The sequence below is a fragment of the Comamonas sp. JNW genome (assembly GCF_003105075.1).
Lineage (GTDB): Bacteria > Pseudomonadota > Gammaproteobacteria > Burkholderiales > Burkholderiaceae_C > Comamonas > Comamonas squillarum.
The window spans coordinates 86,533-109,295 of sequence record NZ_QETI01000010.1; the positions used below are offsets into that span (position 1 = coordinate 86,533).

Sequence of the window (22,763 nt, forward strand, 5' to 3'; positions counted from 1 at the left end):
ATTATCCCGCTTCTGGGCCCGAACGTGCGAGACAAAGCCGTGGAGTGCGCTGTGCTTTGTGCGCCAAACCCAGGCTATCTGCGTTTTTTAACAGCAGTTACATTTGCCGATGGTGGACGCTCGCCAAGCAGCCGCATGGGGCGAGCACGGTGCTGCGGCCGTCATCTGCCGGCAATTTGTCCGTTTAAGACGGCATCTGCACCGGCAGCTGCGCCGGGTGGTCAGCGCCGCCGGCCCAGCCAGGCCCCGACCAGTACCAGTGCTCCCAGGCCCCACAGCGGCCAAAGCCCCCAGCGACCAGCCCACTGGGCAAACCAGGTCGGGCCCGCATCCACGCCCTGCACCTGCGCCTGCAGCACCGCGCGGGCTTGGTGCGGCAGGATCTGCTGCACCACACCGTCCCGGTCGATCACCGCAGTGGCGCCGGTATTGGTGGCGCGCAGCATGGGCCGCGCCAGCTCCAGGGTCCGCATGCGGCTGATCTGCAAATGCTGGTCGATCGCAATCGAATCGCCAAACCAGGCGATATTGCTGGCATTGACCATGATCGTCGGCGATTGCGCACTGTCGACAAAGCGGCTGGCCAGTTCTTCGCCAAACAGATCCTCGTAACAGATATTGGGCGCCCAGCGCTCCCCCGCCCAGGCCAGCGAGGGCTGGTTCATGCCGCCGCGGTTGAAATCGCCCAGCGGAATCTGCATCAAATCGGTGAACCAGCGGAACATTGGCGGGATGAACTCGCCAAAGGGCACGAGGTGGTGCTTGTCATAGCGGTAGGCCTCGGCACTGCCGGGCACCAGGCCCACCATCGAGTTGGTATAGCCCTGCTCAAAATCGCCCAGCGGCACGCCGACCAGCGCCGCCTGCTGGCCGCTGGCAAAGCGCTGCTGCAGCTCTTGCCAGTAGCCATGAGGGGTTTGCTGCAGCAGCACGGGGATGGCAGTCTCGGGCGCAATCACCATGTCCGCCTGGCTTTGCTGCAGCTGCTGGGCATACCAGGCCAGCGCCATCGGGATGCCCGAGCTGGCCTGGAACTTCTCGCCCTGCGAGATATTGCCTTGCAGCAAGGCGACGGACACCGGCTTGTTGGGCGCCGCGGCCACCGAGGCCTGGGGCAGGTGCTGGGCCAGCCAGAGCACGGCAGCCACCGCCAGCAGCGCGACATAGCCCGGCCAACGCACCACATGCGCGCCGCGCAGCCCCGCCAGCCACATCGCAGCGGCCGATGCGACGGCGCCAATGCCGTAGACACCGATCCAGGGCGCCAGGCTTGCGAGCGGCCCATCGACATGGGCGTAGCCTCCGGCGCCCCAGGGGAAACCGGTCCACCACTGGCCACGCGCCAGCTCGGCGAGCAGCCACAGCGCGGCAAACAGCAGCACGGCGCCGCTCAGGCGCTCGCCTCGCCAGGCCACAAACAGGCCGCAGACGACGGCGTAATACAGCCCCAGAAAAGCCGCCAGCCCCAGCACCGCCAAAACCGCCAGCGGCGCGGGCAGTCCGCCATAGGTGTGCATGGAGATGAACAGCCACCAGAAGGTGGCGCAGAGCCAGGCGCAGGCAAAGGCCCAGCCGATCAGCACCCCGTGCCAGGGCCGCTGCACGCGCATGAGTGCCGCGGGCAGCACCGCCAGCGACAGCAGCTGCAGCCACCACAGCGGCTGGCCATAGCTGGCCGGAAAACCATCGCTATGCCAGGGCCAGGCCAGCGACCAGGCTTGCAGAACCCCGGCGACCAGTGCCAGGCAGGCCCACAGCCAGGGAAAGCGGCGGGGTGACTCAAACAGGGAATAAGAAGAATAGGACGCGGGCACAGGTCAATCAGGGTTTGGCAGGGGAAACCACCGCGCGCTCTTGGGGCACGGCCGCTGGGCGCACTATACGCGATCCCCCTCTGGGGCGCTGAGCGGCGCGGGCGGCCCAGCGCAGCTGGCGGCTACGTCGGGCAACGGCCGATAGAAAATAGCAAATGCAGCAAATTCGCTACAAAAGAGAATGCATTTGAGAACAATTATCGATTGCAATATAAAATTACAAACTAGTTATCCATTCCATTCGTCCCACTTCTCCCCCACCCTCACACCATGCAATACGCACGCTACACCCCGGTGGTCCAGGCCGTTGTGCTGGCCATCGGCGCGATCGGCTTTGCTGCCCCTGCGCTGGCACAAACCGCTGACACCAACGCCACCGCCAACGCCACTGACAAGACCGAAGCCGCCAGCACGACGCTGGAAACCGTGACGGTGATCGGCTCGGTCAACGATCTGCAGAGCCTGGACTTCTACGCGCCCAACTCCAGCGCCGTGCTGCAAAAGGACCAGATCGACGCGCTGGGCGCGCGCAAGCTGGACCAGGCCCTGCAGTACCAGGCCGGCGTAGTCAGCGAGCCCTTTGGCGCGGACAACAAGGTCGAGTGGTTCAAGATCCGCGGCTTTGATGCCTCGGTGTCGCTGGACGGCACCCCCACCTCGCCCAATGGTTACTTTGTCTGGAAGCCTGAAATCTTTGGCGTGGAAACGGTGGAAGTCGTCAAGGGCGCCAACTCGCTGATCTTTGGCGCCTCGGAATCCGGCGGCGTCGTCAACCTGGTCACCAAGCGCCCCAAGAAGGAGCGCGCACTGCAGCTGAACACCGAGGTCGGCAACCAAAAGCGCCTGGGCGCTGGCATCGACTACAACGACATCGCCAATGCCGATGGCACCGTGTACTACCGCCTGGTGGCGCAGGCACGCCGCGAAGACGGCATGCAGCGCGAAACCAATATGAAGAGCTACTACCTGGCGCCCAGCGTCACGATGGAGTTCACGCCCCAAACCTCGCTGACCCTGCTGGGCAGCGTGCAGCGCGAAGATGGCCGCCCCACCAACGGCTTCCTGCCCGCCTACGGCACGATCACCGATACGCCTTATGGCCGCATCGACCGCCGCTTGAACGCGGGCGAGCCCGGTGTGGACCACCTCAAGCGCACCCAGTCCAGCCTGGGCTGGCTGCTGAGCCACCAGATCAACAGCGACTGGAAGTTCACGCAGAACTACAAGTACACCCACCTCGATCTGGACCAGGTCAACACCTTTGCCTATGGCTCGGACGGTGACCGGACGCTCTCGCGCGGCTACACCTACACCGATGGCACCTCCAAGAGCCATTACCTGGACAACCGCATCACCGGCAAGCTCAAGCTGTCCGACAGCATCCAGCTGCTGCCCACCTTCGGTATCGACTACCTCAAGTCCGACACCGATGGCCTGAACAACGGCTTCGGCTTTGTGCCGGGTCTGGACATGTTCAATCCCGTCTACGGCGCGCCTTTCGACATCACCGGCACGCCTTATGGCCTGCACTCCAAGCAGTGGGGCGCCTATGCCTCCACCCAGCTGCGCGTGGGCAGCCACTGGAACTTCAACGCCGGCATCCGCCATGACAGCGCCAAGAACACGGGCTCGGTCAGCGGCTCCGACGCTGCCTACGATGTGAGCAAGAACAGCGTCAACCTGGGCGCGATGTACATCACCGACTTCGGTGTCTCGCCCTACATCAGCTATTCGGAATCGTTCAAGCCCATCGCCGGCGTGGACAGCACAGGCATGGCCTACAAGCCCTACGAAGGCAAGCAAAGCGAAATCGGTCTGAAGATGGAGCCCACCTGGCTCAACGGCACGCTGACCCTCGCCTACTTTGACATCAAGGAAAAGAACGCGCTGATCTCGGACGCCTCCAACATCCAGACGCAATCGGGCAAGCGCACCAACAAGGGCATCGAGCTGCAGGGCGACTTCAAGCTGGGCGCGGCGACTGCCATCAAGGCAGCCTACACGCACAACAACTCCAAGCAGGACATCTCGACCACGCAGACCGTGCGCACGCCGCTGATCCCGGACAACCAGGTCAGCCTGTGGCTGAGCCACAGCCTGAGCCTGGCCAACAGCCAGAAGCTGACGGTGGCTGCCGGTGCCCGCTACAACGGCCAGACCGAAGACCAGCGCTACAGCCCCGGCAAGCGCATCTCCGGCTACACCTTGCTGGACCTGATGGTGCGCTACGACCTGAGCCGCGAATGGGCGCTGCAACTCAATGCCCGCAACCTGACCGACAAGACCTATGTCAGCGGCTGTGACTTCTACTGCTACTACGGCGGTGGCCGCACGGTGGATGTGCAGCTGCAGTACCAGTGGAAGTAAGCCACTAAGATCGAAAGCCTAGCGCCCATGCTGCGGCAGTGTCCGCAGCAGGGGATATGGCTTTTTCTCTGACTGCAGTTCCATGACGACTTCTTCCGGCAGTGCCGCCCCCTCTGCCGCAGACACCGGACCGGCGCAGTGGTCCGTGCGCGCTTTGCTGACGGTTGTTTTTCTGGGCCTCACCGCCGGGGTGCAGATGAGCGACTACGGTCTGCAGGCCATCTCGCTGTCGGCCATCCAGAAAAGCTTTGCGATCAGCGATGCCGCCATTGGCGCCTTGCAGGGCCTGGCCGGCGTGCTGGTGGGCAGCGCGCTGGCCATTCCGCTGGCGCGGTTTGCCGATCGCTTCTCGCGCAAGCGCGTGCTGCTGTGCCTGATTGCGGCCTCCACGGCGATGATGGTGCTGAGCGCGCTGGCGCCCAACTTTCCCCTCTTCTTTCTGGGCCGCTCGGCCGCCGGCATCACCGAGTTTGCGATGGTCCCGCTGGTGTATTCGATGATTCCCGACCTGGCCCCGCAGCGCCACCGCGTGCTGGCCAACCTGGGCTTTGCGGCCCTGGTCTCGAGCGGCGCCAGCGCCGGCTTTTATTTTGCAGGCGATATCCAGAGCGCGGCTGTCGCACTGATTCCGGGCGACATGGATGCCTGGCGCAAGGCCTTCTTGCTGCTGTCGGTCGCCGGCCTGCCCTTGCTGCTGGCGGGCCTGTTCACCGCCGATCCACCGCGCTACATCGCCAGCAGCGATGGCGCGAGCGGCGCCTCGCTGCGCCAGTTTCTGCGCGCGCGCTGGCAGCCCATTGCGCTGTTTGTCGGCATCGCCGGCAGCCTGATGGTTGCCGTGCAAGGCTTGAACCAGCTGATCGCCTTGGCGCTGGAGCGGCGCTTTGAGGCCACGCCCGCCCATATTGGCGAGGTGATGGGCCCGATCCTGCTGGTCAGCACGCTGGGCTGCCTGCCGGTGGTGGCCTGGCTCGACCGCTGGCTCGCCCAGCGCCTGGGCCAGGCGGTGCGGCCGCTCATCATGGGCGTCTGCGCGCTGCTGGCCATCCCTGCCATCCTGATGCTGTTCTCCACCGCATCGCTGCCGCAGGCCTTTGTCGTGGTGGGGCTCTTTCTCTTCATCACCTGCACCGCCAATGCGCTGGTGCCAACGATGCTGCAGGACCTCACCCCCGCCGCGTTGCGCGCCCGCATCTTTGCGCTGTGGAGCTTTGTCGTATCGGTGTTCAGCGCACTGGGCCCGCTGCTGGCGGGTTTTATCTCCACCTGGGTGGTGCAGGGCCATTTGCTCAGCGCCATCACCGTGACGGCGGTGCCAGCCCTGCTGGTGTCGGCCTGGTGCGCCTGGGGGCTGTTCCAGCGCAGCCGGCCCCAGGCAGCGCTGCCACGCTAAACCGCTGGCGGCTTGCCGGCCGTGGCGCAGTGCTGGGCAAAGGCCCACAGGCGCGCGGCCTGGCCCAACACGCTCTCCTGCTGGTCACTTTCCTGGTGACCGCTGTCCGGGTTGAGCAGCAACAAGGCGGGCGCGGCACTGGTGGAGCGGCGGCGCACATTGGCCATCAGTTTGGCCGGCTCCCAGTACGGCACGCGGTCATCCTTCAAGCCGGCCGTGCACAGCAGCGGCGGGTAGGCCGCCTCACGCACATTCTCGTAGGGCGACAGCGCCGCGATGTAGTCGTAGGCGACCGGATCGGCCAGCGGATCGCCCCAGTCCGGGCGCAGCAGCGGCACCAGCGGGTGGTCGGCATCGCTCATGGTGTTGAGCATGTCGACAAAGGGCACCTGCGCGATCACCCCCGCCCAGTGCTGGGGCTGCATGTTCATCGCGCCGCAGACCAGCAGGCCGCCGGCCGATATGCCGTGGGCCACCGTCTGCTGCGGCGTGCTGTAGCCCAGCTGCTGCAGATGCTGGGCGCAGGCGATGAAGTCGGTCATCGAGTTGCGCTTGTGCTCGCGGCAGCCGCCCTGGTACCAGTCATGGCCCTTTTCCGAGCCCCCGCGCACATGGGCAATCGCATAGCGGTAGCCGGCATCGACCCAGGCGAGGGCCGGCAGCGAGAACGAGGCCTCGTGCGCAATGCCATAGGCGCCATAGCCGGTCAGCAGCAGCGGCTGGGGCTGGCTGCTATCGATGTCCTTGCGCGAGAGCACCGTCAGCGGCACCCACTGGCCATCATCGGCACGGGCCTGAAGGCGCTCGATGCGGTAGTTCGCCGGGTCCAACCCACTCCAGGTCTCGCGCCCCACCTCGGTCATCTGGCCGTCGGCCAGGCGGATGTCCAGCCAGCGCGGCGGCTGGGCGGGCGTCTGGTGCTTGATACGCACATGGCTGGCATCCCAGTGCTGGCCGGGCAGCAGGTCCAAGGTGTAGGCGGGCTCGTCAAAGCGGATGGTGGTTTGCGCCCCGTCGCGCTGCAGCAGCACCAGCTGGTGCAGGCCATCGGCGCGCTCAAGCCGCACCAGCGTGCTGGCAAAGGGCTGCATCTTGATGATGGGCACACCGTGGCGGTGGGCGGCCAGCGTTTGCTGGGGCTGCAGGTCGGGGCCCAGCCGCAGGATCTGGCGGTCGGTGGCACCCCCGGCATTGGTCAGCGCCACCAGGCTGCCATTCCATTCATTGACTTCGTAGCGGATGCCGCGCTCGCGCGGGCGCAGCAGCCGGGGCGCGGCATGCTCCTGGCCGGCGGCGATCAGGTGCAGCTCGCTGGTGTCGGGCCCGAACAGGCTCAGCACCACAAAGCCATTGGCCGCCGTGCGCGCCACGCGCATGAAGAGCGCCGGGTCGCTCTCCTCATGCACCAGCACCGGCTGCCCGCCCTGCAGCGCACTGCGGTACAGGCGCGAGGGCCGGCTGTGCGCATCGCGCCAGATCCAAAACAGGTCCTGCGACGACGGCGAAAAGGTCAGCCCACCATAGCCAAAGGCGTCGCCCTCCACCAGCACTTGGGTCTGGCCGGTTTCGGTATCAAGCACGCAGATGCGGTGGCGGTCATTGCCGATCAGGTCTTCGGCCCAGGCGTAGTAACGCTCATCGGGGCTGGCCTGGTGGTCGGTGGCGCGGTAGTACCGATGGCCCTGCGATTGCACGGCCTCGTCGACCAGGGTCTGCACCCGGCCATCCGAATGGCTGCGCACAAACACCCGCTGGCCGCCCGCCCCTGGCTGGCTGCTGTAAGCCCAGCCTTGCAGTGCGGCAGGCGGTGCCAGCTCGGTGCTGCAGACATGGGCGGCCATCGCATCGTAGAAGCGCTGCGCCGATGCGGCCTGCGGCGCCAGCATCTGCTGCGCATAGTCGCGCTCAGCCTGCAGCAGGCTGCCCAGGGGCTCGGGCAGGTTGTCCATGCTGCGCGTGCCGGTCTCGGGGATGTATTTGAGCCAGGCAAAGTCATCATTGCGCCGGCGGCCCAGCTGCTCAATCCAGTGGTCCTGGGGGGCCGCATGCGGGGCGGTGATGGCCGGCCAGGCTGGCTGCTGAGCCGTGGTTGCGCTATCAGCGGCAGGTGCCGGGGTCGGGGCTTGTGGAATCGTGGGCATGGAGCAGCATTTTAGGGAGGCTGCGCTACCGCCCTGCCGACAAGGCCAAACGCCAGGCAGGCGCAGCGCGTGCCCATAAAAAAGGCAGCGAACCGCGTGATTCGCTGCCATGGCTTGCCGCTCAGAGGCAGGCGGTATGGGCGCCTATCGGGCGCTGCCTCAAGCGTCTGCTGCCGGGTCCGACACCGGCGCGGCCCGCTGCACGCGGAACCAGCGCACCGCGCCGCCCTTGGTCAGCAGCACCTCAAAGTGCAGGCCGCCCAGCATGATGTGGGCGCCGCGCTTGGGCACATGGCCCAGCTCGTGGGCAATCAGGCCACCGATGGTTTCGAACGACTCATCGGGGTCACTGCTCTCGAGCACCACGTTGAACTCGTCGGCCACCCGCTCGACGGGCGTGTCGCCCGAGATGCGGAAGGTGTCATCGGCCAGCGCAAAGATATCGCCCTCGTCTTCGGGCAGATCGAACTCGTCCTCGATCTCGCCGACGATCTGTTCGAGCACATCCTCAATCGTGACCAGGCCCGCCACGCGGCCAAACTCATCGATGACGATGGCCAGGTGGTTGCGGTTGCCCCGGAACTCACGCAGCAGGTCGTTGAGGCCCTTGCTCTCGGGCACAAACACCGCCGGGCGCAGGAGGGCGCGCAGATTGAGTTGGGGGGAGCGTTGCAGCTTGAGCAGGTCCTTGGCCATCAAGATGCCAATGATGTTTTCCTGCTCACCCTGGAACACCGGGAATCGCGAATGGGCGGTGTTGATGACGGTGTGCAGCACCGACTCGTAGTCGGCTTCGATGTCCACCAGGTCCATGCGGGGCGCGGCGACCATCACATCGCCAGCGGTCATGTCTTCCATACGGATGACCCGCTCCAGCATCACGCGGGAGTCCGCGTTGATGACATCGTTGCTTTCGGCTTCCGCCAGGGTTTCGATCAACTCGTCCGCAGAGTCCGGGGCCGGGTGAATCAGTTCAGCGACCTTCTGGAAAAAGGTGCGTTTGTCTTCCTTGTCAGGGAAGCGCGAGGGATGGGGGTCTGACACTGTCTTGGAATGCAGGACGTGCGGTAGTGAAACAAGCGATCAGGATATCAAATTGCGGATTTCCTCCGAAATCGCTGCCCAATCCTTGAGCACTCACCTGTGACAAACCCGGCTGTTTAGAGCCGATAACACGGCCCAGCAAACCGAAGGTTTGCGGTTGAGACTAGGCGTCCTGCCGCAGGCAGTACAGTAGTACGACAAGGCAGGGCAACGACGTATCAAGGGTTGTGTTAGCGGCTCCTACTGGCCCGACTTGTGCCGGCCTTCCTGCACATCACGCCGCACTTCCTGCACGGTGGACAGGAAATCCCAGAACTGGCGCGCCTGCTTCTTGAACTGGTAGTCCATCTCGCCCATCTGGTCCTCGACCAGGTCGGCCATGCGGGTGTCAAAACCTGCGGGCGGCAACTTCAGGTAGGCCTCGGATTCGGAGCCATCGCGCTCGACCGTGGCTCCCGCCTTGCGCGCGATCTTGAGCATCGCGGTGTTCTCGGACAGTGCATGGATGAACAGCATCTGCACGCCTTTGGTGCGCGCGTCCATCGCGGCGCGCTCGAACAGACGGCTGCCCAGGCCCTTGCCCCGGCCGGACTTGAGCACGGACACGCCAAACTCGGCGCAGCTGGCCATGTTCGACGACGGCGGCGCATAGGCCACATGGGCCATCGCAATCAGCTTGAGGCTGCGGTTGTAGATGCCAAAGATCTCGTCACGCTCGAAATTCAGGCTCTCGACATAGCGCGCGATCTGCGCGTCGCTCGCCTGGTAGCCAAAGCGCAAATAGCGGTCCTGCGCATCGAGCGCCAGCAGATGGGTGAGGATGCGCGGGCGGTGACGCTCACTGAGGGCGCGGATAGGAACCATAGAGGCGGAAGGTCGTGGCTTCTTGCCGTCGGGCTGCTGCGGGCTCTCGCCCAACCGGCCAAAGAAGGGGAAAAACGCCATCATGCCGTTGGCAACGGATGAAGGGAACCATTCTTTCGTCGTGATCATGGGGTAAATATACGGGTTAACCCGCGTATTATCAATCATGCTGCGATGCAGCATATTTCGTGCCTATGGCTTACCCCGCGCTTACAAAGGGTATTCAAAGCCCCCGGCCATGCGGCTTTGCGCCGCAAGTGGGCACTCGGGCGTGCGGTTTGAAGGGCCTGTGAGCGGCCCAGCAATCGCAGCGCCGTTTGCGCTGGCGCAACATCGGCTGTGGTTCAGACCCCGGGCAATACCGGCAGCGCTGTGGTGAGCTTGACACGGTCCAGCACAAAGCTGGTCTTGCAGTCCTGCACCGCAGGGTGGCGCAGCAAGGTATCCATCACAAAGCGGCTGTAGTGGGCCATGTCGGCGACGACCACGCGCAGCAGATAATCCATGTCCCCGGTCAGCGCCACGCATTCGACCACCTCGGGCCAGCTTTGCACGCTGGCGCGGAAAAGATCGAGCGGGTTGCGCTTGCTCGCCTCGGTGAACTTCTCCAGCCGCACATTGAGGTAGGCCGTCATCGACAGGCCCACGGCCTCGGGCTTGACCAGGGCCACATAGCGCTCGATCACGCCCACCTCTTCGAGACGCTTGACCCGGCGCAGCACCGCACTGGACGACAGGCCGACCTGCTCGCCCACGACGTCATAGGTTTCGCGGCCGTTGTGCTGCAGGCGCTGCAAGATGGCACGGTCGAGCTTGTCCAGGGGGTAGGCAGAGGTGGTCATGGCAGAGGTCCAGAATATTTTTGCTGCACCGCAGCAGCGCGACACAACAGGATCACGCAATTTTAATGCTTGATTTTTAGCAAGAACACATAAATCAGGCTTTGCCAGCGATTGGAGTGGGATAAATCGCCAAAATGCTGCGCACCAAGATCGGTACAGTGGAGGCACAGCAGCCAGCCGACGCTGGCGCCACCCGAGACGATCCACAGGAGACCTGCGATGACAGCCGCCATTCCCCACCAGACCACCGAATTCACGACCTGGGACAACCCCATGGGCACCGACGGCTTCGAGTTCATCGAATATGCCGCGCCCGATCCGGTCGCCATGGGCAAGGTTTTCACGGCCATGGGCTTCAAGCCCGTCGCGCGCCACCGCCACAAGAACGTCACCCTGTACCGCCAGGGCGAGATCAACTTCATCATCAATGCCGAGCCCGACAGCTTTGCCCAGCGTTTTGCCCGCCTGCACGGCCCCAGCGTCTGCGCCATCGCCTTCCGCGTGCAGGACGCCAAGGCCGCCTACGAGCGTGCCCTGGGCCTGGGCGCCTGGGGCTATGCCGGCCAGGCAGGCCCAGGCGAGCTGAATATCCCCGCGATCAAGGGCATTGGCGACAGCCTGATCTACCTGGTGGACCGCTGGCGCGGCAAGAACGGTGCCCAAGCTGGCGACATCGGCAACATCGGCTTCTTCGATGTGGACTTCGAGCCGCTGCCCGGCGTCAGTGCCGAAGAAGCGCTGAACCCGCACGGCCACGGCCTGACCTATATCGACCACCTGACCCACAACGTGCACCGGGGCCGCATGGACGAATGGGCGGGCTTCTACGAGCGCCTGTTCAACTTCCGCGAGATCAAGTACTTCGACATCGAAGGCCAGGTCACCGGCGTCAAGAGCAAGGCCATGACCAGCCCCTGCGGCAAGATCCGCATCCCCATCAATGAAGAGGGCAAGGAAAAGGCCGGCCAGATCCAGGAGTACCTGGACATGTACAACGGTGAAGGCATCCAGCACATCGCGATGGGTTCGGACAACCTCTACGAAACAGTGGACCAGTTGCGCGCCGGCGGCGTCAAGCTGCTCGACACCATCGACACCTACTACGAGCTGGTGGACAAGCGCCTGCCCGACCATGGCGAGGATGTGGCCGAGCTGAAAAAGCGCAAGATCCTGATCGATGGCACCGGCCAGAAACTGCTGCTGCAGATCTTCAGCGAGAACCAGCTGGGCCCCATCTTCTTCGAGTTCATCCAGCGCAAGGGCGATGATGGTTTTGGCAATGGCAACTTCAAGGCGCTGTTCGAGAGCATTGAGCTCGATCAGATGCGCCGTGGGGTGCTATAGGAAAAATTGAACGGCTGCGGCTTTGATATTCCTCAATTTGCCATGCGGCCTCTCTATACTGCGGAGCGATTTATCAATCTGGAAACAATTGTGAAACGCTCCGTCACCCTCGCCGCCGTTCTGTCTGGTTTCATGTTGGCTGCCAGCGCGCAGAACGCCAGCCAACCGCTGACCTTTGTGGTCCCCTACCCCGCCGGCGGCCCGCTGGACACCTCGGCCCACCTGCTGGCCCAGGGCGCCGAAAAGCAACTGGGCACCATCACGGTGGCCAACAAGCCGGGGGCCGGCGGTGCCACAGGCGCGACCTTGGTGGCCCAGGCCAAGCCCCAGGAGAACATGGTGCTGATGGGCGCGGTGGCCACACACGCGGTGCTGCCCTACCTGGGCACACCACCGCAGTACGATGCACAAAAGGACTTCAAGCCCTTGATCCTGGTGGCGCGCGTGCCCAACGTGCTGGTGATGAAAAAGAGCCGCGCGGACCAATTGGGTATCAAGTCCACCTCGGAGATGGTCAGCTATATCAAGGGCCACCCCGGCAGCTTGAAGATGGGCTCGGGCGGCAACGGCAGTATCGGCCATATCTCGGGCGAGATGCTCAAGTCGCTGGCCAATCTGCAGATGCCCAGCGTGCCCTACGCCGGTGCGGCCCCGGCCCAGAAGGCGCTGCTGAGCGGCGATATCGATGTGGTCTTCGACAACCTGGCCTCGGCCCTGCCGCTGATCAAGTCCGGCGAGCTGCTGGCGCTGGCCGTGACCACATCGGACCGCAATGTGGCCCTGCCCCAGGTGCCGCCGGTGAACGAGTCCGTGCCCGGTTTTGATGTCTCTACCTGGTTTGGCGTGTTTGCGCCCGCCAGCCTGCCCGACCAGGAAGCGCAGAAGTACGCCTACGCCTTCCAGGGCGCGCTGACCGACCCGCGCTTCAAGGCCGAGTACCTGAAGATGGGCATTGCGCCCGAAGACATGCGCCTCAAGGAGCTGTCGCACTTTGTATCGCAGGAAGCACGCAAGTTTCAGTTTCTGATCAACACGATCAAGATCAAGACCAACTGAGCGCCTGCAGCCCATCAACTGCGGGTGCCCGGCTGGTCTTTATAAGAGCCGGTAACACGACCCAGCAAACCGAAGGTTTGCGGTTGAGACTAGGCGTCAAGCCGCAGGCAGTACAGACGTACGACCAGGCTTGGCAACGACGTATCAAGGGTTGTGTTGGCGGCTCCACAATTTAAGGAGCACAGCATGGGACAAGCACCCGTGGTTTATGGACAATCGGACCGGCCGCCCCGCGGCGACTACAGCCGCGCGCAGGACGACTACACCTGCGCGCAGGACTACGCCGCCTACACCGAGGCCGACCACGATACCTACCGGCGCCTGTATGCGCGCCAAAAGGCCTTGCTGCCGGGGCTGGCGAGCCAGGCCTTCATCGATGCGCTGCCATCGCTGGGCGTCGAAGACCGCATCCCCCGCTTTGAAGACATCAACCAGCGCCTGCGCCAGGCCACCGGCTGGGAGATCGTCGCGGTGCCGGGCCTGATCCCGGAGGTGCCTTTTTTCAGCCTGCTGGCCAACCGAAAATTTCCGGTCACCGACTGGATCCGCAAGCCCGAGGAGTTCGACTATGTGGTCGAGCCCGATATCTTCCACGACCTGTTCGGCCATGTGCCGCTGCTGTTCAACCCGGTGATTGCCGACTATGTGCAGCGCTATGGCCAGGGCGGCCTCAAGGCCGAGCGCCTGGGCGCCTGCGAAATGCTCAGCCGCCTGTACTGGTACACGATCGAGTTCGGCCTCATCCGCGAGAAAGGTGAAATCCGTGCCTATGGCGCCGGCATCCTGAGCTCATCGGGCGAGCTGCAGCACGCCGTCACCAGCCCGCTGCCCCAGCGCCTGCCGCTGTCCCTGGAGCGCACGATGCGCACCCGCTACAAGATCGACAGCTACCAGCAGACCTATTTCGTCATCGACGATTTCCAGCAGCTGTTTGACATGACCGAGGGCGACTTCACCCCCGTGTATGCCGCATTGCGCGGCCTGCCGGAGCTGGCGGCAGACGCCCAGGATTAAAAGTTGCGCGCGCCGCTCAGCGGTAGCGCTTGCAGGTATGGGAGGGCAGCTCGGCAAACAGCGCCTTGTACTCCTGCGCAAAGCGGCCAAAGTGCCAAAAGCCCCAGGCCAGCGCGGCGTCCGAGACGCTGCTGCCCTGCTTGATCGCGCGGCGTGCACCATTGAGGCGCACGGCGCGCAGATAGCTTTGCGGCGAGATGCCCAGCACTTCCTGGAACGAGTACTGCAAGGCGCGGCGGCTCACCGCCAGCGCCTGGCACAGGTCTTCGACCGTCAATGAGCCATCGGCGCCCGTCGCCACCACCCGCTCCCGCGCCATGCTGACGATATGCGCGCGCCGCTGGTAGGACAGCTGCTCATCGGCCTCGCTTCCCACGCCGTCGCGCAGCACCGCAGCAATGGCGGCAAGCACATCGCTGGCCATCTCGTCGAGCTGCTGGGGCGGCAGGGTGTCTGGCGTGGTATCGGCCAGGCACTGCTGCATGTCGGACAGCAGAATCGGCAGGCGCCAGCGCTCATGGGCCGAGACTGGCCGCAGATGCGGCTGCGCCAGCTGGGCCTGCAGCTGCTCGCGCTCGCAAGCCGTCAGATAGGGGTCCAGGCTGCCCTGGTCTACGACAAAATCGATGATCTCCAGGCCGCCGGGCGAGACAAACTCAAAGGGGCCATCGCCCGAGAACACAATCGCATGCCCCTCGCTGCAGGAGCGGTTGCAGAACATGGTGTTGCCCGGAATGCTGCTGGGCAGCCCGATGGCCAATTGCCCGGCGCGCAAGGCACCGGTCTGGTGCAGCGCCTGGCTGGAGAACTCGCGCCAGGCCTGGATGGGCCCCAGGTGCAGGCTGGTCACCCGGCCCTCAAAGCTGCCGGCCGACAGCTGCTCATAGCGCTGGTTCCAGCCCTGCAGCAAGGCCGCCTGCTCATCAACATCACAGGTCTGCGCCACCTGCGCAGCCGGGCCGCGCACCGCTGGGCCGCGCGCCGCTGCGCCGCGCTCAGCACGGGAGCTGCTCAGCGCGGGCGATGGACAAGGGGCGCTCAGGGACATGGCGGCGCAATGGCGTGGCTAGGCATACAGGCATGGTCATGCAAAAAGCGCACCAAGGTCAACCCAGCCTTCCCCTTAGCCAGATTTGCCGAAATCGGATAGAGCGTGCGCGCCATTCTTGCCACCATCGGGGACACCACAGACAACAAGGCAGGCCATGGCCCATCACCCCAATCCCGCAGGCGCCAGCGCCGCGCACCCAAGCAACTATTTCGAACAGCGCCAGCTCAAGCGCGGTGCCGCCGGCTGGCTGCTGCTGGTCGGCCTGGGCGTGGCCTATGTCATCTCGGGCGACTATGCCGGCTGGAACTTCGGCCTCAAGACTGGTGGCTGGGGCGGTCTGCTGGTCGCCTCGGCGCTGATGGCGACGATGTACACCTGCATGTGCTTTGCGCTCGCTGAACTCGCCACCATCGCGCCCACGGCCGGCGGCGGCTATGGCTTTGCCCGGCGCGCCTTTGGGCCCTGGGGCGGTTTTCTGTGTGGCGTGGCGATCCTGATGGAATACGCGATTGCACCGGCGGCAATTGCCACCTTTATCGGCGCCTACTGCCAGTCGCTGTTCGGCATCGATGGCTGGATGGTCTACCTGGGCTTTTATGCCGTGTTTCTGGGCATCCACATCTATGGCGCGGGTGAAGCCCTGCGCCTCATCTTTGCCGTCACCGCGCTGGCAGTCGTTGCGCTCGTGGTCTTCATCGTCGCGATGGTGCCGCATTTCCAGCTCAGCAACCTGTTCGACATTGCGCCTACCGACGCCTGGGGCGCCAGCAGCTTTCTGCCCTTTGGCTACATCGGTATCTGGGCCTGCATCCCCTATGGCATCTGGTTCTTTCTCGCGGTAGAAGGCGTGCCCTTGGCCGCCGAAGAAGCGCAGGACCCGCGCCGCGATCTGCCACGCGGCCTGATTGGCGCCATCGCCGTGCTGGTGCTGTTCTGCGGCCTGATCCTGGTGCTGGCGCCAGGCGGCGCGGGGGCTGCGGCCTTGATGAACTCGGGCAACCCGCTGGTCGAGGCGCTCGAATCCAGCAAGGTGCTGGGTGGCCCCACCTGGATCAGCCGCTTTGTGAACTTTGTCGGCCTGGCCGGCCTCATTGCCAGCTTCTTCTCGATCATCTATGGCTACTCGCGCCTGGTGTTTGCGATGTCGCGCGCCGGCTACCTGCCCCGGGGCCTGTCGTTGACCACGCAGCGCAAGACCCCCTACCTCGCGCTGCTGGTGCCAGGCGCCATCGGCTTTGCGCTGTCGCTGACCGGCCAGGGCGATCTGCTGATCCTGGTCGCCGTGTTTGGCGCCACGATCTCCTACGTGATGATGATGGCCTCGCATATCTGGCTGCGCATCAAGGAGCCGAACCTGCCGCGCGCCTACCGCACGCCCGGCGGCGTCTTCACCTCGGGCATCGCGCTGGTACTGGCCTGCATCGCCGTCGTGGCCGGCTTTCTGGTGGACCCCCGGGTTCTCATCGGCGCGGTCATCGTTTACGCTGTCTTCGTGGCCTACTTTGCGCTGTACAGCCGCCACCACCTGGTGGCCGACGCCCCCGGCGAGACAACCCCTTGAGGAGGCGCTGCGACCATGCCCTATTCCCATACCGTTGGCGCCGAGCGCCATCTGTTTGCCTCCTTGCGCGAGCTGATGGCCAAGGCCACACCGGCCCGCTCGGGCGACCAACTGGCCGGCGTTGCGGCCCGCCATGACACCGAGCGCGTTGCCGCACAGATGGCGCTGGCCGATCTGCCGCTCGCCCACTTTCTGCAAGAGGCGCTGGTGCCCTATGAGAGCGACGAGGTCACCCGCCTGATCATCGACAGCCATGACCGCGCCGCCTTTGCACCGGTAGCGCACCTGACGGTGGGCGGCTTTCGCGACTGGCTGCTGTCGGACGCCGCCAACGAAGCGAGCTTGCGCGCGCTGGCACCGGGCCTGACCCCGGAGATGGTAGCTGCCACCTCCAAGCTCTGCCGCAACCAGGACCTGATTTTGATCGCGCAGAAATGCCGCGTGGTCACCCGCTTTCGCAACACCATCGGCCTGCCCGGCCGCATGTCCACCCGGCTGCAGCCCAACCACCCCACCGACGACCCTTCGGGCATTGCTGCCAGCCTGCTCGACGGCCTGATGTACGGCAATGGCGACGCGGTCATCGGCATCAACCCGGCCAGCGACAGCATCGCCGCCGTCAGCACCTTGCTCTTCATGCTCGACGAGGTGATCCAGCAGTACCAGATCCCCACCCAGTCCTGCGTGCTCACCCATGTGACCACCAGCATCGAGGCCATTGGCCGGGGCGTGCCGGTGGACCTGGTGTTCCAGTCCATCGCCGGCACCGAGGCTGCCAACCGCAGTTTTGGCCTGGACCTGGCCCTGCTGCAAGAGGGCTATGACGCGGCGCAGAGCCTCTCTCGCGGCAGCATCGGCAACAACGCCATGTACTTTGAGACCGGCCAGGGCAGCGCGCTGTCGGCCGGCGCCCACCATGGATTGGACCAGCAGACCTGCGAGGCGCGCGCCTATGCGGTGGCGCGCAAGTTCGAGCCACTGCTGGTCAACACCGTGGTCGGCTTTATCGGCCCCGAGTACCTCTACGACGGCAAGCAGATCATCCGCGCCGGGCTCGAAGACCATTTCTGCGGCAAGCTGCTGGGCCTGCCGATGGGCTGCGACATCTGCTACACCAACCATGCGCAGGCCGACCAGAACGACATGGATGTGCTGCTGACCTTGTTTGGCGTGGCTGGCATCAATTTCATCATGGGCATTCCGGGCTCGGACGACATCATGCTGAACTACCAGACCACGTCCTTCCACGATGCGCTCTACCTGCGCAAGACCCTGGGCCTGCGGCCCACGCCGGAGTTCGAGGCCTGGCTGCAGACCATGGGCATTGCCCAGGCCGCAGGCTCGGGCTCGGGCTCGGGCTCGGGCTCGGGCTCGGGCTCGGGCTCGGGCTCGGGCTCGGGCTCGGGCCCGGGCCTGCGCCTGGCCGCTGACCTGCCCGCGCCTTTCTCGCAAGCGCTGGCCCAGCTCAACTGAAGCTCCCCATGTCCCCACGCCCTTCTGCTCCAGCCGCCCTGCCCGACCCAGCCGAGCCCGCGAGCGCCGCCGTCACCCCCAACCCCTGGGAGCGCCTGCGCCAGTTCACCAGCGCCCGCATTGCGTTGGGCCGCGCCGGCACCAGCCTGCCCACGCGCGCGCACCTGGACTTTGCCCTCGCCCATGCCCAGGCACGCATGGCCGTGCATACCGAGCTTGACATGGACCCGCTCGCGGGCGAACTACAAGCGCTGCACACCCAGCCGGTGCTGCGCCTGCACAGCGCCGCCCAAGACCGCCCCACTTACCTGCAGCGCCCGGATCTGGGCCGGCGCCTGAGCGCCGAGTCGCGGGCTCTGCTCCAGGGCCTGCCCCCTGCCCAGGCCGATGTGGTGTTTGTCGTCGCCGATGGCCTGTCCTCGCTGGCCATCGAGCGCAATGCCTTGCCTTTTCTGCGCCAGATGCTGCCGGCGCTGGCCGAGCAGTGGCGCGTCGGCCCGATCACTGTGGTGCGCCATGCCCGGGTGGCGCTGGGCGACGAGATTGGTGCGGCACTGGGCGCCTCGCTGGTGGTGGTGCTGATTGGTGAGCGCCCGGGCCTGAGCTCCCCGGACAGCATGGGCCTGTACATGACCTGGCAGCCCCGCCTGGGCATGACCGATGAGTCGCGCAACTGCATCTCGAATGTGCGCGAGCAGGGGCTGAGCTATGCGCAGGCCGTCCACAAGCTGCACTACCTGATGCAGCAGGCGCGCCAGCGCAAGCTCTCGGGCGTGCAGCTCAAGGACGAATCCGACACGCTGGCCGCGCCCCAAGAGGCCCGCCAGGCCTTCATGCTGGGCAGCAGCGGCCCGCAAACGCCCCGCTGACACCTGGGTGCCAGCGCCAGACATGCCGCGTCTGCTAGGCTGGCGGTCTTGCCCTTTCGCCTGCGCCACCATGTCCGCCTCCACCGCTTCGCTGCCCGCCGATCTCCAGTTCATCGAGCGCGGCTGGCTGTCGGCCAACAACACGGTGTTTGTGCGCGGCACCACGGCGGTGGTCGATACCGGCTACTGCAGCCATGCCGCGCAGACCGTGGGCCTCATCGAGGCCAGCCTGCAAGGCGCGCCGCTGCAGCGCATCGTCAACACCCATTTGCACAGCGACCACTGCGGCGGCAATGCCGCTTTGCAGCGGCGCTGGCCCCAGGCCCGCACCAGCATTGCGCCCGGCCATGCGCAGGCGGTCACCGATTGGGACGAGAACCAGCTGAGCTACCGCCCCACCGGCCAGGACTGCCCGCGCTTTCAGATGGACGAGCTGCTGCAGCCGGGCACAGAGATCACGCTCGGTGAGCAGCCTTGGCAGATCCATGCCGCGCCCGGCCATGACCCGCATTCGGTGATTCTGTTTGAGCCCGCCTCCGGCATCCTGATCTCGGCCGACGCGCTCTGGGAAAGCGGCTTTGGCGTGGTCTTTCCGGAGATCGAAGGCACGGCGGCCTTTGACGAGGTGGCCGCCACCCTGGATGTGATCGAGCGCCTGCAGCCGCGCCTGGTGCTGCCCGGCCACGGCAGTGCGTTCAGCGATGTGGGAAGTGCCTTGCACACCGCCCGCCAGCGGCTGGAGCGCTTTGTGCAAAGCCCCGAGCGCCATGCGCTCTATGCCGCCAAGGTACTGCTCAAGTACAAGCTGCTGGAATGGCAGCAGCTGCCCTTGGTGCAAGTGCAGGCCTGGCTGGCCGCCACGCCCTACTACGGCTTGCTGCACCAGCGCTACTTTGCAGGCCAGGACCTGGCGCAGTGGCATGCATCGTTGGTGGCCGACCTGGAGCGCTCGGGCGCCGCGCGGCGTGAGGGCGCGCTGCTGGTTAACCAGTAAGCGCGCTTACGTCACCATCCGCCCGATCAGGGCAGCTCTTTGGAAAGATCCGGCTCGCCCTCGGGCTTGGGCCCCACCGAGCCCAGGCGTGCGCGCAGCGATTGGGGCTGGCCCGTCAGAATCGCCGCATAGCTGGTAGTGTTGGAGAGCACCTTTTTCACATAGTCGCGCGTCTCGGCAAAGGGCACGTTCTCGGCCCAGATGGCGCCGTCCAGCACCGGGCCATTGCGCCAGTTGCGCGGCCGGCCGGGGCCGGCGTTGTAGCCGGCAGCCGCCAGCGCCATCGAGCCGTCAAAATCATCCAGCGCGAGTTTGAGGTAGGCGGTGCCCAGGGTGATGTTGGTGTCGCGGTCATTGATGCTGGCCGGTGTGAAATCGGTCATGCCGATCTTGCGGGCGGTCCAGCGGGCGGTGGCCGGCATGATCTGCATCAGGCCCGAGGCGCCGACGCCCGAGCGCGCATCCATGATGAAGCGGCTTTCCTGGCGGATCAGACCATAGACATACGCAGGGTCCAGGCCAATCTCGCGCGAGCGGTTCACCACGGCCTCCTTGAACGGCATCGGGTAGCGCTGGCCCACATCGACCACGGTCTTGGTGCGCTCGCTGGTGTTGATGCAGCGGTCCCAGATCTGGCGCTGGCAGGCCAGCTCGGCCGCGGCCAGCAGCTGGGCATCGTCCATGCCGCCGCGCTGGTGCAGGTTGGTCATGTAGTTCCACTCGCGCACCCCTTCGCTGCGCAGCCCCAGCTGGATCGCATAGAGCGCACGTGCCAGGCCCGCACTGCTGCGCACCGCCTGGCGCGCCTGCTCGTCGATGGCCACCGGCTGCGACGGGATGACGATGGGCTGGCCCAGTTCCTCCTGCGCCAGCTGCTCATAAAAGCCCTGTGTGCCGGCAATCTTTTGCAGCAGCTGGCGCGACTGCTGGGTCTGCGCCTCGCTGATGCGGCCCGCCTGCAAGGCCTTGGCCTGCCAGTACATCCAGGTCGGGTCTTCGCGCTCCTCGGCGCTCATCGCCTCGATGCTCTTGCGCACCTGCTGCCACTGGCCGGCGCGCAGTGCCGCGCGCGTCTTCCAGGCCAGCAGGTCGTCGCTCAGGTGGGAGTCCTTGCTCACCTTGGCAAAGCTGGCCATCGCATCGGGTGACAGGCGCGTGGCCTGCGTCTTGCCGATGACGCCCCAGACCCAGTCGCGGCGCGGCTGGGTCAGCAGCTCGTTCCAACGGCCTTCCATCAAGGTGGCGGCGCCATCGGGGTTGTCTGCGGCGATCTTGATCAGCGCCAAGGTGGCCAGCTCCTGCTGCTCCTTGGAGGACGTCTTGGCCTGGGCCGTCAAAAACTTGCTGGGCGACTGCAGCATGGTCGCAAAGGCGGGCAGCTGCATCGGGGCCACCACCTCCACCGCAGCGCGGGCGGCACGCGGGCGCCCCGCTTCCATGGTCTGGCGCGCTCGGCGCCAGATATCGTCGGCCTGCAGGCCACCGGCCGAGAACAGCTCCGAGGCCGCCAGGTTGCAGCCGTCTTCCGAGTCGCGCTGCGCATACCAGTTGCTCTTGACCGTGCTGGCCAGCGGTTCGCGCTCGCCACCCTTGGCCAGATCGATCACCGCCGCGTAGCAGCGCAGCTCGCGGTCGTCGCCCATGCGGAATGCCGGGTACATCGCATCGAAATTGCTCCAGTCGCGGCGCTGGCCCAGGAGGCGCAGCCAGTCGTTGCGCAGCCGGTCTTCCTGGTAGGTACCGGCCCAGCGGGTCAAAAAGGCCTGCACTTCGTCCTGCGTGGCCTCGCTCAGGCGCGCGCGCAGCTCCCAGTACGCCGCCCAGGGCTCGAGCACATGGCCGCGCGCGCCGGGCAGCAGCTGGGTGAGTTTGCTTTTCTCGCGCTTGCGAAAGGCCTGCTGCATGTCAACGATCACATCGTCGTTGACCATGCCGCTGCTGACCGAGGGGCTGGACTGCAGCTGCACGGGCGTCTGCACCGAGGCGGGCGCGGCCGTTGCGCCCTGCAAAATCGTCTGGGCGGCCAGCGGCAGCGCGCTACAGGCCAACAAGGCCGCCATCAAGGGGGTGAAAACATTCCAAGGCATAGCCGATCCAGGTTGTGAGACAGCGGCGCTATAGAGCGGCGCCCAGGTGATCCCTAAAATCATACACATCGCCCAGCGTGCCCGCGGTCCCAAAGGCTGCAATACCAGGCTTCCTCTTACATGCCCTTACCGAAACAGCCCCAATATGTAAAAAAGGTACCTGGTTTTCACCGTACCCAATTTGCTGGGAGCGTCACTTTTGGCTGTCAGAATGGTTGACCCAGCGTGTTTCTGTAGGGATATTTGCAATGGATAAAAAAGCCGTGCGCCAAGCGCTCATTGAACAGCGTCTGCATATGCCCGATCGTCTGGAGCGCGCCGAACAGCTCCAGCAAGTCCTGCGTTTTTGGCTGATGGAGCGCCAGGATGCGGTGATCGGCGCCTACTGGCCGATCAAGGGCGAGTTCGACCCGCTGCCAGCGCTGCACCGCTGGAAGGAAGACGGTGCGCTGATGGACGAGCCCAAGCTGCGCCGCATTGCGCTGCCGGTGGTGAACAAGCAGCACAAGACCTTGAGCTTCCACGCCTGGTACCCCGGCTGCCCGATGGAGATGGATGCCTACGACATCCCCAAGCCGCAAAATACCGAGCTGGTCGTGCCCACCTTGCTGTTTGTGCCCTGCGTGGGCTATGGCCCGGGCGGCTACCGCCTGGGTTACGGCGGCGGTTTTTATGACCGCACCCTGGCCGCGCTGGAGCCGCGCCCCTTCACCGTCGGCCTGGGCTTTACGAATGGCTTTGTCGATGATTTCGAGCCCGAAGCGCATGACCTGCCGCTCGATGCCATCCTCAATGACAATGGCGTGGTCTGGCCACTGGGCGATTCGTAGCCGCTGGCGAGCCCATTTT

17 protein-coding genes and 1 pseudogene are annotated in these 22,763 nt (G+C 65.2%); 10 read left to right on the forward strand and 8 right to left on the reverse strand.

The window, feature by feature from the left end; genetic code table 11:
* Window positions 1–221: 221 nt before the first annotated feature.
* Window positions 222–1,787, reverse strand: coding sequence for an apolipoprotein N-acyltransferase (gene lnt, locus DCO45_RS15265; protein ID WP_116926716.1), 1,566 nt, complete (start codon window positions 1,785–1,787; stop codon window positions 222–224).
* Window positions 1,788–2,084: 297 nt separating this feature from the next.
* Between lnt and DCO45_RS15270 the strand changes: the two genes are divergently transcribed.
* Window positions 2,085–4,181, forward strand: coding sequence for a TonB-dependent siderophore receptor (locus DCO45_RS15270; RefSeq protein WP_243419371.1), 2,097 nt, complete (start codon window positions 2,085–2,087; stop codon window positions 4,179–4,181).
* An 82-nt stretch (window positions 4,182–4,263) separates the two neighbouring features.
* Entirely contained in the window at window positions 4,264–5,574 is a 1,311-nt protein-coding gene (locus DCO45_RS15275) for an MFS transporter (protein WP_116926626.1), read from the forward strand.
* On the opposite strand, the gene DCO45_RS15280 is transcribed toward DCO45_RS15275, so the two are convergent.
* The 5 genes from DCO45_RS15280 to DCO45_RS23010 form a co-directional block, all read right to left on the reverse strand.
* Window positions 5,571–7,715 carry a prolyl oligopeptidase family serine peptidase gene (locus tag DCO45_RS15280; protein WP_116926627.1) on the reverse strand — a complete coding sequence of 715 codons (2,145 nt, stop codon included), beginning with the start codon at window positions 7,713–7,715 and terminating at the stop codon, window positions 5,571–5,573. The genes DCO45_RS15275 and DCO45_RS15280 overlap by 4 nt on opposite strands.
* 159 nt (window positions 7,716–7,874) lie before the next feature.
* Window positions 7,875–8,759: a transporter associated domain-containing protein gene (locus tag DCO45_RS15285; protein WP_116926628.1), complete on the reverse strand. Its 885-nt coding sequence runs from the start codon at window positions 8,757–8,759 to the stop codon at window positions 7,875–7,877.
* A 240-nt stretch (window positions 8,760–8,999) separates the two neighbouring features.
* Window positions 9,000–9,752 (reverse strand): GNAT family N-acetyltransferase, encoded by a 753-nt coding sequence (locus DCO45_RS15290; protein ID WP_116926629.1) that lies wholly within the window; start codon window positions 9,750–9,752, stop codon window positions 9,000–9,002.
* Between the two features lie 215 nt (window positions 9,753–9,967).
* A complete protein-coding gene (locus tag DCO45_RS15295) occupies window positions 9,968–10,465 on the reverse strand; it encodes an Lrp/AsnC family transcriptional regulator (protein WP_021028762.1) in 498 nt (165 codons plus the stop codon).
* Window positions 10,466–10,527: 62 nt separating this feature from the next.
* Window positions 10,528–10,698 (reverse strand): hypothetical protein, encoded by a 171-nt coding sequence (locus DCO45_RS23010; RefSeq protein ID WP_165841208.1) that lies wholly within the window; start codon window positions 10,696–10,698, stop codon window positions 10,528–10,530.
* On the opposite strand from DCO45_RS23010, the gene hppD reads away from it, so the two are divergent.
* The 3 genes from hppD to phhA all read left to right on the forward strand — a co-directional run bounded on the left by hppD (window position 10,685) and on the right by phhA (window position 13,879).
* On the forward strand, window positions 10,685–11,809 hold the full coding sequence (gene hppD / locus DCO45_RS15300; RefSeq protein WP_116926630.1) for a 4-hydroxyphenylpyruvate dioxygenase: 1,125 nt from the start codon (window positions 10,685–10,687) through the stop codon (window positions 11,807–11,809). The genes DCO45_RS23010 and hppD overlap by 14 nt on opposite strands.
* A gap of 90 nt (window positions 11,810–11,899) precedes the next feature.
* Window positions 11,900–12,865 (forward strand): tripartite tricarboxylate transporter substrate binding protein, encoded by a 966-nt coding sequence (locus DCO45_RS15305; RefSeq protein WP_313900072.1) that lies wholly within the window; start codon window positions 11,900–11,902, stop codon window positions 12,863–12,865.
* A 186-nt stretch (window positions 12,866–13,051) separates the two neighbouring features.
* Window positions 13,052–13,879 (forward strand): phenylalanine 4-monooxygenase, encoded by an 828-nt coding sequence (phhA, locus tag DCO45_RS15310; protein WP_116926632.1) that lies wholly within the window; start codon window positions 13,052–13,054, stop codon window positions 13,877–13,879.
* 16 nt (window positions 13,880–13,895) lie between these two features.
* Here the strand turns inward: phhA and DCO45_RS15315 are convergent, their stop codons facing one another.
* Window positions 13,896–14,927, reverse strand: a complete 1,032-nt coding sequence (locus tag DCO45_RS15315; RefSeq protein WP_116926633.1) for a helix-turn-helix domain-containing protein — start codon at window positions 14,925–14,927, stop codon at window positions 13,896–13,898.
* Between the two features lie 157 nt (window positions 14,928–15,084).
* Here DCO45_RS15315 and eat point away from each other — a divergent pair, with 157 nt between their 5' ends.
* From eat to DCO45_RS15335, 4 genes and pseudogenes are all read left to right on the forward strand, one after another.
* On the forward strand, window positions 15,085–16,491 hold the full coding sequence (gene eat / locus DCO45_RS15320; RefSeq protein WP_116926634.1) for an ethanolamine permease: 1,407 nt from the start codon (window positions 15,085–15,087) through the stop codon (window positions 16,489–16,491).
* A 15-nt stretch (window positions 16,492–16,506) separates the two neighbouring features.
* A pseudogene (locus tag DCO45_RS15325) lies at window positions 16,507–17,823 on the forward strand (ethanolamine ammonia-lyase subunit EutB); the annotation flags it as partial.
* Window positions 17,824–17,972: 149 nt separating this feature from the next.
* Complete coding sequence (gene eutC, locus DCO45_RS15330) at window positions 17,973–18,833, forward strand: ethanolamine ammonia-lyase subunit EutC (RefSeq protein ID WP_116926636.1); 861 nt, start codon at window positions 17,973–17,975, stop codon at window positions 18,831–18,833.
* A 70-nt stretch (window positions 18,834–18,903) separates the two neighbouring features.
* Window positions 18,904–19,827: an MBL fold metallo-hydrolase gene (locus DCO45_RS15335; protein WP_116926637.1), complete on the forward strand. Its 924-nt coding sequence runs from the start codon at window positions 18,904–18,906 to the stop codon at window positions 19,825–19,827.
* Between the two features lie 26 nt (window positions 19,828–19,853).
* Here the strand turns inward: DCO45_RS15335 and DCO45_RS15340 are convergent, their stop codons facing one another.
* On the reverse strand, window positions 19,854–21,758 hold the full coding sequence (locus DCO45_RS15340) for a lytic transglycosylase domain-containing protein (protein WP_232539644.1): 1,905 nt from the start codon (window positions 21,756–21,758) through the stop codon (window positions 19,854–19,856).
* Window positions 21,759–22,162: 404 nt separating this feature from the next.
* Between DCO45_RS15340 and DCO45_RS15345 the strand changes: the two genes are divergently transcribed.
* Window positions 22,163–22,744 carry a 5-formyltetrahydrofolate cyclo-ligase gene (locus DCO45_RS15345; protein ID WP_021028751.1) on the forward strand — a complete coding sequence of 194 codons (582 nt, stop codon included), beginning with the start codon at window positions 22,163–22,165 and terminating at the stop codon, window positions 22,742–22,744.
* Window positions 22,745–22,763: the final 19 nt, after the last annotated feature.

Excerpts from the sequence above, each read along its gene's own strand:
- DCO45_RS15345 (WP_021028751.1), top strand. The coding sequence starts at position 22,163 with ATGGATAAAAAAGCCGTGCGCCAAGCGCTCATTGAACAGCGTCTGCAT.
- DCO45_RS23010 (WP_165841208.1), bottom strand. The coding sequence starts at position 10,698 with ATGGCGGCTGTCATCGCAGGTCTCCTGTGGATCGTCTCGGGTGGCGCC.
- DCO45_RS15340 (WP_232539644.1), bottom strand. The coding sequence starts at position 21,758 with ATGGTCAACGACGATGTGATCGTTGACATGCAGCAGGCCTTTCGCAAG.
- phhA (WP_116926632.1), top strand. The coding sequence starts at position 13,052 with ATGGGACAAGCACCCGTGGTTTATGGACAATCGGACCGGCCGCCCCGC.
- DCO45_RS15280 (WP_116926627.1), bottom strand. The coding sequence starts at position 7,715 with ATGCCCACGATTCCACAAGCCCCGACCCCGGCACCTGCCGCTGATAGC.
- DCO45_RS15275 (WP_116926626.1), top strand. The coding sequence starts at position 4,264 with ATGACGACTTCTTCCGGCAGTGCCGCCCCCTCTGCCGCAGACACCGGA.
- DCO45_RS15315 (WP_116926633.1), bottom strand. The coding sequence starts at position 14,927 with ATGTCCCTGAGCGCCCCTTGTCCATCGCCCGCGCTGAGCAGCTCCCGT.
- eat (WP_116926634.1), top strand. The coding sequence starts at position 15,085 with ATGGCCCATCACCCCAATCCCGCAGGCGCCAGCGCCGCGCACCCAAGC.
- DCO45_RS15295 (WP_021028762.1), bottom strand. The coding sequence starts at position 10,465 with ATGACCACCTCTGCCTACCCCCTGGACAAGCTCGACCGTGCCATCTTG.
- DCO45_RS15270 (WP_243419371.1), top strand. The coding sequence starts at position 2,085 with ATGCAATACGCACGCTACACCCCGGTGGTCCAGGCCGTTGTGCTGGCC.
- DCO45_RS15335 (WP_116926637.1), top strand. The coding sequence starts at position 18,904 with ATGTCCGCCTCCACCGCTTCGCTGCCCGCCGATCTCCAGTTCATCGAG.
- hppD (WP_116926630.1), top strand. The coding sequence starts at position 10,685 with ATGACAGCCGCCATTCCCCACCAGACCACCGAATTCACGACCTGGGAC.
- DCO45_RS15290 (WP_116926629.1), bottom strand. The coding sequence starts at position 9,752 with ATGATCACGACGAAAGAATGGTTCCCTTCATCCGTTGCCAACGGCATG.
- eutC (WP_116926636.1), top strand. The coding sequence starts at position 17,973 with ATGTCCCCACGCCCTTCTGCTCCAGCCGCCCTGCCCGACCCAGCCGAG.